This is a genomic window from Arthrobacter sp. KBS0703, assembly GCF_002008315.2.
In the GTDB taxonomy this organism is placed as follows: Bacteria; Actinomycetota; Actinomycetes; order Actinomycetales; family Micrococcaceae; genus Arthrobacter.
This window is the reverse complement of the sequence record NZ_MVDG02000002.1, coordinates 80382-92795: the sequence shown is the minus strand read 5'-3', so window position 1 is coordinate 92795 and position 12414 is coordinate 80382. Positions and strand designations below refer to the sequence as shown.

At 65.6% G+C, this 12414-nt stretch carries 15 protein-coding genes and 1 pseudogene; 6 read left to right on the top strand and 10 right to left on the bottom strand.

The window, feature by feature from the left end:
- Nucleotides 1-38: 38 nt before the first annotated feature.
- Entirely contained in the window at nucleotides 39-1268 is a 1230-nt protein-coding gene (manD, locus tag B1A87_RS20920) for a D-mannonate dehydratase ManD (protein WP_144275841.1), read from the top strand.
- 76 nt (nucleotides 1269-1344) lie between these two features.
- On the opposite strand, the gene B1A87_RS20915 is transcribed toward manD, so the two are convergent.
- From B1A87_RS20915 to B1A87_RS23170, 7 genes and pseudogenes are all read right to left on the bottom strand, one after another.
- Nucleotides 1345-1542, bottom strand: a complete 198-nt coding sequence (locus B1A87_RS20915) for a hypothetical protein (protein WP_078029220.1) — start codon at nucleotides 1540-1542, stop codon at nucleotides 1345-1347.
- 110 nt (nucleotides 1543-1652) lie between these two features.
- Complete coding sequence (gene mmsB / locus B1A87_RS20910) at nucleotides 1653-3002, bottom strand: multiple monosaccharide ABC transporter permease (RefSeq protein WP_078029221.1); 1350 nt, start codon at nucleotides 3000-3002, stop codon at nucleotides 1653-1655.
- A gap of 5 nt (nucleotides 3003-3007) precedes the next feature.
- Nucleotides 3008-4537 carry a multiple monosaccharide ABC transporter ATP-binding protein gene (mmsA, locus tag B1A87_RS20905; protein WP_078029222.1) on the bottom strand — a complete coding sequence of 510 codons (1530 nt, stop codon included), beginning with the start codon at nucleotides 4535-4537 and terminating at the stop codon, nucleotides 3008-3010.
- 98 nt (nucleotides 4538-4635) lie between these two features.
- A pseudogene (gene chvE / locus B1A87_RS20900) lies at nucleotides 4636-5770 on the bottom strand (multiple monosaccharide ABC transporter substrate-binding protein).
- 269 nt (nucleotides 5771-6039) lie between these two features.
- Nucleotides 6040-7617 carry an alkaline phosphatase gene (locus B1A87_RS20895; protein ID WP_078029224.1) on the bottom strand — a complete coding sequence of 526 codons (1578 nt, stop codon included), beginning with the start codon at nucleotides 7615-7617 and terminating at the stop codon, nucleotides 6040-6042.
- 78 nt (nucleotides 7618-7695) lie between these two features.
- Nucleotides 7696-7893, bottom strand: coding sequence for a hypothetical protein (locus tag B1A87_RS20890; protein ID WP_078029225.1), 198 nt, complete (start codon nucleotides 7891-7893; stop codon nucleotides 7696-7698).
- A gap of 107 nt (nucleotides 7894-8000) precedes the next feature.
- Nucleotides 8001-8162 (bottom strand): hypothetical protein, encoded by a 162-nt coding sequence (locus B1A87_RS23170; protein WP_185982427.1) that lies wholly within the window; start codon nucleotides 8160-8162, stop codon nucleotides 8001-8003.
- A 161-nt stretch (nucleotides 8163-8323) separates the two neighbouring features.
- Between B1A87_RS23170 and B1A87_RS20885 the strand changes: the two genes are divergently transcribed.
- The gene (locus B1A87_RS20885) at nucleotides 8324-9100 is read left to right on the top strand and encodes a phosphatase PAP2 family protein (RefSeq protein ID WP_078029226.1); all 777 of its coding nucleotides are present in this window, start codon (nucleotides 8324-8326) and stop codon (nucleotides 9098-9100) included.
- A 197-nt stretch (nucleotides 9101-9297) separates the two neighbouring features.
- Nucleotides 9298-9504, top strand: coding sequence for an MmcQ/YjbR family DNA-binding protein (locus B1A87_RS20880; RefSeq protein ID WP_260681094.1), 207 nt, complete (start codon nucleotides 9298-9300; stop codon nucleotides 9502-9504).
- A 77-nt stretch (nucleotides 9505-9581) separates the two neighbouring features.
- On the opposite strand, the gene B1A87_RS20875 is transcribed toward B1A87_RS20880, so the two are convergent.
- Nucleotides 9582-9893, bottom strand: a complete 312-nt coding sequence (locus B1A87_RS20875; RefSeq protein WP_078029227.1) for a MerR family transcriptional regulator — start codon at nucleotides 9891-9893, stop codon at nucleotides 9582-9584.
- A 151-nt stretch (nucleotides 9894-10044) separates the two neighbouring features.
- Between B1A87_RS20875 and B1A87_RS20870 the strand changes: the two genes are divergently transcribed.
- Together B1A87_RS20870 and B1A87_RS20865 are read left to right on the top strand one after the other, a co-directional pair.
- Nucleotides 10045-10467, top strand: a complete 423-nt coding sequence (locus tag B1A87_RS20870) for an Hsp20/alpha crystallin family protein (protein WP_078029267.1) — start codon at nucleotides 10045-10047, stop codon at nucleotides 10465-10467.
- Between the two features lie 153 nt (nucleotides 10468-10620).
- Nucleotides 10621-10878 carry a J domain-containing protein gene (locus B1A87_RS20865; RefSeq protein WP_221937615.1) on the top strand — a complete coding sequence of 86 codons (258 nt, stop codon included), beginning with the start codon at nucleotides 10621-10623 and terminating at the stop codon, nucleotides 10876-10878.
- Between the two features lie 31 nt (nucleotides 10879-10909).
- Here the strand turns inward: B1A87_RS20865 and B1A87_RS24375 are convergent, their stop codons facing one another.
- Nucleotides 10910-11047: a hypothetical protein gene (locus tag B1A87_RS24375; RefSeq protein WP_260681093.1), complete on the bottom strand. Its 138-nt coding sequence runs from the start codon at nucleotides 11045-11047 to the stop codon at nucleotides 10910-10912.
- On the opposite strand from B1A87_RS24375, the gene B1A87_RS24370 reads away from it, so the two are divergent.
- Nucleotides 11015-11206, top strand: coding sequence for a hypothetical protein (locus B1A87_RS24370; protein WP_260681092.1), 192 nt, complete (start codon nucleotides 11015-11017; stop codon nucleotides 11204-11206). The two genes, B1A87_RS24375 and B1A87_RS24370, sit on opposite strands and share 33 nt — an antisense overlap.
- On the opposite strand, the gene B1A87_RS20860 is transcribed toward B1A87_RS24370, so the two are convergent.
- Nucleotides 11183-12394 carry an ATP-binding protein gene (locus tag B1A87_RS20860; protein WP_260681091.1) on the bottom strand — a complete coding sequence of 404 codons (1212 nt, stop codon included), beginning with the start codon at nucleotides 12392-12394 and terminating at the stop codon, nucleotides 11183-11185. The genes B1A87_RS24370 and B1A87_RS20860 overlap by 24 nt on opposite strands.
- Nucleotides 12395-12414 lie beyond the last annotated feature (20 nt).

The window sequence follows — 12414 nt, the reverse complement described above, 5'->3', positions numbered from 1 at the left end:
AACGTTCATTGTTGACCGAAAGAAAGCCTGGACCTGTTGTGAAAATCATTGCCGCGGAAGTCTTCGTGACGAGCCCGTCCCGTAACTTCGTGACGCTCCGGATCACCACGGAGGACGGCGTGACCGGCATCGGTGATGCCACCCTGAACGGCCGTGAGCTCGCGGTGGCCGCGTACCTCAAGGAGCATGTGGCGCAGCTGCTGATCGGAAAGGACCCGCACCGGATCGAGGACACCTGGCAGTTCCTGTACCGGTCCTCCTACTGGCGCCGGGGGCCGGTGACGATGGCCGCGATCGCCGCGGTGGACATGGCGCTCTGGGACATCAAGGGCAAGATCGCCGGGATGCCGGTGTACCAGCTCCTGGGCGGGGCGTCGCGGAACGGGCTGCGCGCGTACGGGCACGCCTCCGGCGCGGACATCCCGTCGCTGTTCGACTCGGTCCGCGAGCACCTGGAACTCGGCTACAAGTCCGTCCGGATCCAGACCTCCGTCCCGGGCATCAAGGCCGTCTACGGCGTCGCGGCCCAGGCGCAGGCCTCGGGCGAACGCTACGACTACGAACCCGCCGGGCGCGGCGCGTTCCCGGTGGAGGAAGACTGGGACACCCGCGCCTACCTCCGGCACCTGCCGTCCGTGTTCGAGGCCGTTCGGAACGAGTTCGGCCCGGAGCTGCCGCTGCTGCACGACGGGCACCACCGGATGACCCCGATCCAGGCCGCGAAGCTGGGCAAGGCGCTGGAACCGTATGACCTGTTCTGGCTGGAAGACTGCACCCCGGCCGAAAACCAGGAAGCGCTGCGCCTGGTCCGCCAGCACACCACCACCCCGCTGGCGATCGGGGAGATCTTCAACACCGTGTACGACTACCAGAGCATCATCAAGGAACAGCTGATCGACTACGTCCGGGCGGCCTCGACGCACTTCGGCGGGATCTCGCCGCTGAAGAAGGTGATGGACTTCGCCGCGCAGTACCAGATCAAGTCCGGCTTCCACGGCCCGACCGATATTTCCCCGGTCGGATTCGCCGCGCAGCTGCACGTGGGCCTGGCGATCCATAACTACGGCATCCAGGAATACATGCAGCACTCCGACGCCACCAACACCGTGTTCGAGCAGTCCATGACCTTCGTGGACGGCTACCTGCACCCGGGCGAGAAGCCCGGCATCGGCGTCGAATTCAACGAAGAAGCCGCCGCGGCCTACCCGTACCAGCAGGCCTACCTGCCCTACAACCGCCTCGTCGACGGCACCGTGCACGACTGGTGAGGAACGCCGCCAGGCCCTGAGCCCGAGCAGTTCCTGAACGGGCCGGCATTCCGTGCGGCCGGTGACCTGAACTGGCTCAGGACACCGGCCGCACCTCGAAGCCGTCCGACTTCGCGATCAGCTGGCGGCCGTGGTTGCCGTCGAATCGCAGCCACATCACCGACGAATCCAGGGACGCATCCTCCACCTCGGCAGTGCGGACGTGCAGGCCGTCGCGCCGCAGCTCCACGGTGCGTCCGATCAACAGGTTCCAGTCGTCGCTGGCGTGGGACATGCGCATTCCTTCCGTGCGGTGCCCTGCCCGCCCAACTGGGTAGCAGCACACGCGGTTCTGGGCGCTGAGAACGGCGCGTGCTGCTACCCAGTTGGGCCTGGCGGGGCGGATCAGGGGTTTTCGACCGCGCCCACCGGCTCCGCGCCCACCGGCTCGGCGCCCACTGGCCCGGCGCCCGCAGGCTTGGCGGCAACGGCAACGGGCGTCTTGGCTGCCGGCTGGGGTTCCTCGGCGCTGTCCGACGGGGCCGTCTTCCACTTGAACCGTTTGGCGATGGTGGGTCCGCCGCCGCTGCGGTTCTTGTTGAAGATGTCGAAGCCCACTGCGAGCAGGAGCACCAGGCCCTTGATGAGCTGCTGGTAGTCGGTGCCCAGGCCCAGGATGGACATGCCGTTGTTGAGCACGCCCATGATGAGGCCGCCGATCATGGCTCCGGCCACGGTGCCGATTCCGCCCTGGACTGCGGCTCCGCCGATGAACGCCGCGGCAATGGAATCCAGTTCGAAGCCCGTGCCCCCCGCCGGCTGCGCCGAGTTCAGGCGCGCGGTGAACACGAGTCCGGCCAGGGCGGCAAGCACACCCATGTTCACGAACAGCCGGAACGTCACGGCTTTGGTCTTGATGCCGGAGAGCTCGGCTGCGTGGAGGTTGCCGCCGATCGCGTACGTGTGCCGGCCGAAGATGCTGTTGCTCATCAGCGCCGAGTAGGCGATCACCAGGACGGCGAGGACGATCAGCACGATCGGGGTGCCGCGGTAGCTGGCGAGGAGGAACGTGATGGTCAGCATGAGCACCGCGATGAACGACGTCTTGGTGGCGAACCAGGCCATGGGCTCGTTTTCGAGGTTGAACTTCCGGCGCACGCGGCGTTCCTTGATGGACTGGAACAGGATCGCGGCGGTGCCGCCGACGCCGAGGATGACCGTCAGCCACTCCAGCACCGAGGTGCCGCCGGAGATGTCCGGGAGGAAGCCTCCGCCCAGGGCCCGGAGCTCGTCCGGGAACGGGGTGATCTGCTGGTTCTTGAGCGTGATCAGCGTCAGGCCGCGGAAGATGAGCATGCCCGCCAGGGTCACAATGAACGCAGGGATGCCCACGTAGGCAATCCAGTAGCCCTGCCAGGCCCCGACGAGCGCGCCCACCAGCAGGCAGGCCGGGATGGCGATCCACCAGGCCCAGCCCCAGTGGACGATCATCACGCCCGATACGGCCCCGATGAAGCCCGCAATGGAGCCGACGGAGAGGTCGATGTGGCCGGCGATGATCACCATCACCATGCCGATGGCCAGGATCAGGATGTAGCTGTTCTGGACCACCAGGTTGGTGACGTTCTGGGGCTGGAGCAGGATCCCGTCCGTGAGGACCTGGAAGAGCAGGACGATCAGGATCAGGGCGACGAAGATGCCAACCTGGCGGAGGCGGCTTGTCAGGAAGCCGAGGGATTCTCGTAGGGCGGACATATTCGTTATTCCTTCTCTTTGGTCATGTAGTGCATGAGGGTTTCCTGGGTGGCCTCGGCGATTGGCACTTCGCCGGTGATGTGCCCCGCGGACAGCGTGTAGATCCGGTCGCAGATGCCCAGGAGTTCGGGGAGCTCGGAGGAGATCACGATGACGGCCTTACCCTCGGCGGCGAGTTCGGCGATGATCGTGTAGATCTCGAACTTGGCACCCACGTCGATGCCGCGGGTCGGCTCGTCGAGAATCAGCACGTCCGGGTCCGAAAACATCCACTTGCTCAGGACCACCTTTTGCTGGTTGCCGCCGGACAGTTTGCCCGTGATGGCCGCAACCGAGGGGGCCTTGATGTTCATGCTGGTCCGGTACCGGTTGGCCACGATGGTCTCTTCGTTCCTGTCCACCCAGCCGCGCTTGGCGAGCTTCCGGAGGGCAGCCATCGAGACGTTGCGCTTGATGTCCTCGATGAGGTTCAGGCCGTAGTGCTTCCGGTCCTCCGTTGCGTAGGCGAGCCCGTGGCGGATTGCCTCCGACACGGTGGAGGTGTTGATCTCCTGCCCGTGCTTGAACACTTTCCCGGACACGGCGCGGCCGTACGTCCGGCCGAAGACGCTCATGGCCAGCTCGGTCCGGCCGGCTCCCATGAGGCCGGCGAGCCCGACGACCTCGCCCTTGCGGACATTGAGGCTGGCGTTGTGGACCACGGTGCGGGTGTGGTCCTGCGGATGCTGCACCGTCCAGTCTTCAATCCGGAGGACTTCTTCGCCGATGCTGGGCGTGCGGTCCGGGTAAAGGCTTTCGAGGTCGCGGCCCACCATGCCGCGGATGATGCGCTCCTGGGTGATCTGCCCCTGGTCGAGCCGAAGGGTCTCGATGGTCCTGCCGTCCCGGATGATGGTGACGGCGTCCGCCACTTTCCGGATCTCGTTGAGCTTGTGGCTGATGATGATGCTGGTGACGCCCTGGCCTTTCAGGTGCAGGATGAGGTCCAGCAGGTGGCCCGAGTCCTCGTCATTCAGCGCGGCCGTGGGCTCGTCGAGGATGAGCAGCTTTACTTCCTTGGAGAGCGCCTTCGCGATCTCGACGAGCTGCTGCTTTCCGACGCTGATGTGCTGGATTGGTGTCACCGGGTTTTCGCTGAGTCCGACCCGGGCCAGCAGCTTGGCGGCTTCAAGGTTGGTTTTGCGCCAGTCCACCCAGCCGCGGGTCGCCAGTTCGTTGCCGAGGAAGATGTTCTCCGCGATGGACAGGTACGGGCTCAGCGCCAGTTCCTGATGGATGATGACGATGCCGCGCTTTTCGCTGTCGCTGATGGTGGAAAAGTCACACGGCTCGTTTTCAAAGAGGATGTCGCCGTCAAACGTGTTGTGCGGGTACACGCCCGACAGCACTTTCATGAGGGTGGACTTCCCTGCCCCGTTCTCACCGCAGATGGCGTGGACCTCGCCGCGGTTCACGTCCAGGGTGACGTCCTGGAGGGCTTTGACGCCGGGGAAAGTCTTGGTGATTCCCCGCATTTGAAGGATGGGTACGTTCATGTTTATTTCCCGCAGATTGGTTGGAGCCGGACTCCTGCTGATGCAGGGCCCCCGGGGAGTGCGGCCGGGCAGGGGCCCGGCCGCACCCGTCACGGCGGCTACTTGATGTCGGCCTCCGTGTAGTAGCCGGAGTCAACGAGCTCCGGCTTGTAGTTGTCCTTGGTGATGATCACGGACTTCAGCAGGAACGCGGGAACTACCTTGACCTTGTTGTTGTAGGTTTCGGTGTCGTTGGTTTCGGGCTGCTGGCCCTTGAGGACCGCGTCGACCATCTTCACTGCCTGCTCGCCCAGCTTGCGGGTGTCCTTGAAGATGGTGGAGTACTGTTCCCCGGCGATGATGGACTTCACGGAGCCCTTCTCCGCGTCTTGGCCGGTGACGACCGGCAGGCTGCCCTTGGAATAGCCGCCGGTGCTGGTCAGGGCGGAAATGATGCCGATCGACAGTCCGTCATATGGCGACAGCACGCCGTCGAGCTTCTTGCCCGAGCTGTAGGCGGCGGTGAGGATGTCCTCCATGCGCTTCTGCGCGACGGGTGCCTGCCACCGGAGGATGGCTGCCTGCTCGAACTTGGTCTGGCCGCTGGGCACCTTGATGGTGCCGGCATCCATGAACGGCTTCAGGGTGTCCATGGCGCCGGTCCAGAAGAAGTTCGCGTTGTTGTCGTCCGGGCTGCCGGCGAAGAGCTCCACGTTGAACGGGCCCTTGCCGTCCACCTTCTTGCCGCTGGCGTCCATGAGGCCCAGCCCGGTCAGGAGGGACGTCGCCTGCTGGACGCCCACCGTGTAGTTGTCGAAGGTGGTGTAGAAGTCGACGTTCGGCGTGCCGTTGATCAGGCGGTCGTACGCGATGACCTTGACGTTCTGTTCCTTGGCCTTGGCCAGGACGTCCGTCAGGGTGGTGCCGTCGATGGCCGCGATGATCAGCGCCTTCGCGCCCTTCGTGAGCATGTTCTCAATCTGCGAGACCTGTGTGGGGATGTCGTCGTTGGCGTACTGAAGGTCCGCCTTGTAGCCGAGCTTGGCTACGGACTCGGAGACGTTCTTGCCGTCGGCGATCCAGCGTTCGGACGTCTGCGTGGCTGTCTCTTATACACATCTGCCGACGAGGGCACCGGCAGCGTCTGCGCTGCCGGACGGGGCCGCGGTGCCGGGCCGGCTGCCGCAGCCGGTTGCCCCATACACATCTGGCGAGGACGACTGCAAAGGCGCCCAGAAGTTTCTTGATACGCACTTGTTCTCCTTCCGCGGCTGACTCGTGCCGCGAATTGGTGCTGGGTCGAAAGGCATCTGCGCCTTCCGACGGGACCGGCTGGTGGCGTTGCGGTCACGTTGTGAGCGCTAACAAAGTCGAGAATAGCCCAATTTCCGACTGTGAGTCAACTCACACGCGTCCGCGTCCCGGAACCGGCAGTGCCACGGGAGGAGCGTAACGGTTTTGACGGCGGGATGCCGGCCGGAATGGGCCGGCACCCCGCCGCGTATTTGGAGCGGTTAGCCGCGCTACTGCAGTCCCGGAACGCCGTCGTGGATCTGGAAGGAGGCCTTGGTGCTCACCGGCGAACCGGGGGCCGCCACGTAGTCCAGCACCCGGAAGTCGGCCGTCATCGAGTCCTTGGTGATGGTGGTCCTGACGTACCCGCGCTGATCGTTGAAGAACTTCAGATGATCGTTCCAGGCCATGGTCGGGTCTGTGACGGAGCCTGTTCCGTTGCCGGTCGAGGTGACGGAAGTGCACACCAGTTCCGAGCCCACCACGGGCGCACCCGGGTTCTTGTAGTCGACCTTGACGTTGTTGGCCCAGTTGCGGTGGACGTCGCCGGTAAGCACGACGGCGTTCCTCACCTTCGCGTCCACCCAGCCCTGGGTGATCCGGCGGCGGGAAGCGGCGTAGCCGTCCCAGCCGTCCATGGACATGTCGTCGATGTCCGCGGCCGCGTTGCGGTCGCGTTCGGCGAAGAACACCTGCTGGCCCAGGACATCCCAGCGGGCACGGGACTTCCGGAATCCGTCCAGCAGCCACTGTTCCTGCTCCGCGCCCGTGATAGTCCGGTTCTCCGCGAGGCGCTCCTGCACGTTCCTGCGCCAGCCGTCGCCGGCCAGCTGGTCGTCCCGGTACTGGCGGGTGTCCATCATGTGGAAGTTCGCCAGCTGTCCCCACTGCACGGTGCGGTAGATCTTCATGTCTGCCCCCGCGGGACTGGTGGGAGCGCGCAGGGGCATGTTTTCGTAATAAGCCTGGAACGCCGCAGCCCTGCGCCGGCGGAAGTTGGGGGCGGTGTCATTCAGCTGGGCCGGGTCGGTGTTCTCCGGCACCTCATCCGCCCAGTTGTTGTCCACCTCGTGGTCGTCCCAGACCACCAGCCACGGTGCGGCCGCGTGCGCGGCCTGAAGGTCGGCGTCGGCCTTGTACTGCGCGTGGCGCTGGCGGTAGTTCTCGAGCGTCACAGTCTCCGGCCCCTCGTGGTCGCGGGGGTTGCCGCCCGCCGTCACGTAGGAGCCCTTCTTGTATTCGTACTGGTAGTCGCCCAGATGCAGCACGAGGTCCGGCTGGTCCTCGGCGAGGCGCCGGTAGGCCGTGAAATAGCCGTGCTCGTACTGGGCGCAGCTGGCGAAGGACATGGCCAGCGCCGCGGGCGTCTCGTTCCAGGCCGGGCTTGTCAGTGTGCGGCCAACCGGGCTGATGTGGCGGCCGGCACGGAAACGGTAGAAATACTCGCGGCCCGGCTTGAGTCCGCGCAGCTCGGCATGCACGGAGTGGGCGCCTGCCGTCACGGCCTGCTCGACCCCGCGCCGGACAACCTTCCGCATTGCCGGGTCTTCGGCCACTTCCCAGCCCACGGCGACGGTGCGCGACGGCATGCCGCCCCGGCCGTCTTCCGCGAGCGGGCTGAGGGCGAGGCGGGTCCAAATCACAAAGCCGTCAGGCCACGGGTCGCCGGAGGCCACGCCCAGGGTGAAAGGGTCTGTGGGAAGGCTAGCCTCCGAGTTCCGTTCGTCGGCGATTGCGGTTCCGGGCAGGGCGATGACGAGTCCGGCACCAAGGCCGGTGGTGATGAGCGTTCTGCGCGTAATGTCCATGGCCCGAACCTAGCCAGCCCGTTTGGACAGGCGAGAACGCGCGCGTGAATCGGGAGTGAACGCAATCGTGCCGTCCGGCTACTTTGAGGGCTGCGGAACTTCGCAGGCGATCTTGGGGTTGGCGCCCATGTAGTTCAGCGGCCCGGCGACGATGGTCACGGCCACGGTGCCGAACTCGGCGCACGAGTTAGGGGAACCGCCGAAATAACCGCGCTGGAATGCAGCAAAGGCCCCGATGAGGAGCCAGATGATCAATAGCGTTCCGACGATCCTCATGGCATCCTCCGTAGCTGCGTCGCCACCACTGTGAATCCATTATCCACCGGGGTCCTGCTGCGGGACAGAGCCCGGATTCGGCGGCCCTGATTCGGGCTGCGCCAGTGTCAGCCCGGCTCGGTGGTGTCCACGGGGGTGTTGTCGACGTCTTCAGTTTCTTCGGCGGTGGCCACTTGGGGGTCGGTTGTGGGGAGTGCCGCTTTCCCGTCCTTTGGTGCGGCTGCATCAGGCTGATCGTCCTGGCCTGTTCCGGTTCCTTCAGTGCTCATGCTGTCTCCTGAGGCCTTGTAGTGGCTGGGTAGTTCACGGTAACAGCGGCGCGGTTCCTCCGTAAGGCGCCGCCGAACATGGCTTTTTCCGCCCGGCGTTTCCGCAACGGGGATATTCTCATCAGAGGACAGTTTCCCCTCGGCGTATAGGCAGGCTTCCAATGGCAGAAGAATCAGCGGGCAAGGCGGGCTGGTGGCGGACATTCCACGACAAGTTCGTGGTTGAGGAACGCTACATGGACGCCGGAGCGAGAAAAGCGCTTTACGTGACTGCGGTGGTCCTGGTGCTGGTGGGTGCCGCAGTCTTCTTCGTGACACTGGCCGGAGTCCTCCAGCACGACGGAGTGGCGAGCGCCGACGAGGCAGCGCGGCAATGGCTGCTGACCCTGCGCTCCGGTGCCTTGACCGTTGTCATGATTGCCCTGGCGGTCATATTTGGGCCGGTGGGGTTGCCTATCATCGTCCTGGTGGTCACGGTCGCGTGGGGGATCCTGGCCAAGCACGCCTGGCGGCCCATTTTGCTGGCGGCTGCGATGCTCACGGGTGTGGGGCTGGCGCAGCTCATCGGCCATTCCGTTGGGCGTGACCGCCCGCCGGTGGATCTCATGCTGTTCGGGGCCGACCACACCTTTTCGTTCCCTTCCGGCCATGTGCTGGGTGCCTCGGACTTTCTGCTGGTGACCACGTTCCTCGTGTTTTCTCGGCGGAAGTCCAAGTCGGCCGCCGTCGCATTTGTCTTCGCCATTATTGGCGTGTTCCTGGCGGCGGTCAGCCGGCTCTACCTCGGCTACCACTGGGTGAGCGACGCCGTGGCCTCTGTGGCGCTCTCCCTTGTGGTGGTGGGCGCCGTGATCGCCGTGGATACCTGGCGGACTGCCCGGGTGCGGGGTGAGGCCGTCACCGGCGAGCTGTCCAAAGCTGATTCCCCCGCGGATTGACGGCGCGCGCGTGTCCGCGCGTCCAGGTGGCGGCGCGCCCGGGTAGCCGCGTGTCCGCGCGGATATTGCCGCGGCCGGCGCGCGGTGCCACAGTGGGGCATGGTCACCGAAGCCGACGTCCGCCGCATCTGCCTCTCACTGCCGGGCGTCACCGAACGTCCCAGCTGGGTCAGCCGGCATGGTTCGCGAAGACGCTGATGGCCCGGATCTGGGAAGAGGGCGTGCTGACCGTCAAAACCGGGGAGCGCGAGGCGCTCGCGGGCACGGATCCGGAGACGTACTTTTGGACGCCGCACCACGAGCGGTCGCCGCAGCTGGTGCTGGTCCGGCTTGAAAGGCTCGACGGCGGCGAACTCGCCGAGCTGCTGGAGGAGTCATTCATGCTCGCTGGCGGACGGAGCTAAGATTCGGACGGAGCTGAGCGGCACACGGAGTTGAGAAGCGTGGTGCGCCGGGCGCGGGGAGCTCGGTGCCGCGTGTTTCAGAGGCCGGTGGCGCGCCGCGAGTTTCGGGTCCGGGACCGTTCCAGCTCCCGCCGGAGCCTGGCGTTGTCCACCTCGAGGGCAAGCACCTTGGCCACGCCCGCCAGGTTGAGCCCGTCGTCCAGGAGCTCCGCGATCCGGCGCAGGACCGCCAGGTCCTGCTCGCTGTACTGCCTGGTTCCGCCTGATGTCCGGTCCGGGGTGAGCAGGCCGCGCCGCTCGTAGAGCCGGATGTTCTGCTGGCCGGTACCGAGGAGTTCCGCCACCACGGAAATGGCGTACAGCCCCCGGTCGTCGCCCTGATCTGCCACTGTTTCCCCCGGTCTGGAAATTTTCGAAATAGTCTCTTGCGCCAGTTTGTCACGGATGCTATAAAAAATCTATATCCACCACCATAGATCTGAATCATGGATCTCGGGGTGGGTTGCCATGAACACCTACATGCTGAAGGAGTGGGAAATGATGTTGATCCGTACCGACCCGTTCCGTGAGCTGGACCGGCTCACCCAGCAGGTCTTCGGCACGGCGGCTCGTCCGGCCGCGATGCCCATGGACGCGTGGCAGGAGGACGGCGAGTTTGTCGTCGCCTTTGACCTGCCCGGCGTCACGCCCGACACCGTGGACCTGAACGTTGAACGGAACGTCCTGACAGTCCGGGCAGAGCGCCGCGACCCGACGCAGCCCAACGTTGAGCTGGTGGTTGCCGAGCGGCCCCGCGGCGTCTTCAGCCGCCAGCTGATTCTCGGCGACACCCTCGATACCGAGCACATCAAGGCCACCTATGATCTCGGCGTGCTGACGCTCCGGATCCCGGTTGCCGAGCAGGCCAAGCCCCGCAAGATCGAAATTGAGAGCAGGGGCCAGCTGCACGAAATCGGAAGCTAACCGAGTCGCCCCGGGGACGGCTTCCGGTTTCCCGCTTCGGGCGGAACCGGAAGCCGGTCCTGTACCCTCCAGCTAGGGGACCCCCGATGGCCAGCGCCGTTCCCGACCACTACGCGGTGTTGCACGTTCCCCGCGCGCGCCTACCGTTCCCTGATGCGCACGCATCACCCTGACCTGGACAGCGGGGAAGCCGTGCCCGCCGAACCGCAGCGCATCACGCAGGCCTTGTTCGTGCTGAGGGACCCGGAACGCCGCAGTGCCTATGACCAGGAAACCGCCCGTTCCGCCGACACCAGTCCGGTCCGCACCAGCACCGCCAACCCGCGGAACATCCCCGTCCGGCGCATCCCGCACGCGGATCCGCCGCTGTGGGTCGGCCCTGTCCGGTGGGAGAGCGGCCCCTGGGCTTGAACCCTACGCCAGCGTCATTTTCCCCAAGTCATCATGCCCCGGGGTGGAAGGGGCCTTGCGCGCCGAAGCCTGGCCCGCCGAAACCGTCGCCGTCGCCGGGGCCACTGCCGAGGAGCTGTCTCTTATACACATCTAGATGTGTATAAGAGACAGCTTCGCCGTCGGCCATCAGCCCGTCCACTGCCTGGCCCAGGTGCCCGTCGGCGACGGGCACGCCCTCCAACGCGGCGGCCACTACCGCCCGGCGCACGAGCTCGCGGGCGAACGAGGCCGTGGTGCCTTCGGTGCGCGCGGCGGCTGTCTCTTATACACATCTAGATGTGTATAAGAGACAGGGACTGAAGGGGATCCCGCGGGCATACAGTTTCACCAGTTCGGTGCGTTCCGCCACGGCCGGGAGGGGGATCTCCACGGCAAGGTCCACACGGCCGGGACGCTGTGCCAGGGCGCGTTCAAGCATGTCCACGCGGTTTGTGGTGAGGACGAACGCAACGTCGGCGTCGCTGTCCAGGCCGTCCATGGCGTCCAGCACTTCGAACAACAGCGGCTGCGGCCCGTGCCCGAAGCTCCGGTCCTCGGCGATCAGGTCGCAGTCCTCAAGAACCACGATGGACGGCTGCAGCGCCCTGGCCATGGTGGCGGCTTCCGAGATTCTGGCCAGCGATCCGCCGGACAGGAGGATGGCGGTGGCGCCGTCACTCTGGCTCAACAGGTACCGCACGGTATGCGTCTTGCCCGTGCCGGGTTTGCCGTAGAGCAGGATGCCCCGCTTGAGGTGCTGCCCGTATTCGCTGAGCGACTCACGGTGCTCGGCGATCCCGAGGGCATGGTCCGACACCTTTTGCAGCAGGCCGTCCGGCAGGATGACATCAGAGGCAGCCAGCTCCGGCCGGGGATGGAACGTGACTCCTGCGGCGCTGGGGCCATACTCGCCCATGACCAGTGATATGACCTGGCCCTTCAGGACACTGGGGTGCTGCATCTGCCTGCGGAAATCGGACAGGAAGCCGGCGGAGTTCGTGGTGTCGCCTGCCAGGACTTCGAGGGAGGCGGTCTGCCGTCCGTACCGGGGGTTGGCGTCACGCTGCAGGACGGCGACTGGCCTGCCTCCGTGCCTGAAGAGCCACAGCCCGAGCGCCACCGCCTGCCGCTGCTCGTCCGGCCCCACGGCGAGGTTGGTGTAATCGGGCTGGGACAGCGGGAACTGCGGGAAGAACTGGGATTGCTGCAGCATGTCGCTGAGTGACTGGTGGTGGCGCTGGTCACCGCCGCCGATGCCCACGAGCTGGAATCCCTCATCCGCACCGGCCAGCTCGGCCATCAGGATGTCCGCATCCACGAACCGGTGCGGCGGAATTTCCTCCACCACCACGGACAGTGATTCGGCGGGGATCCCCAGATGGTCTGTGAGCGTCGTCAGCAGCTGCGTTCCCGCACGGACCCGGTGCTGGCCGGACTGCGCGAGTTCCACCAGCCGGGCAAAATTGTCGATGAACTTCCCCAAATTTTCATCCATGCGCAGACCCTACCAGTGCA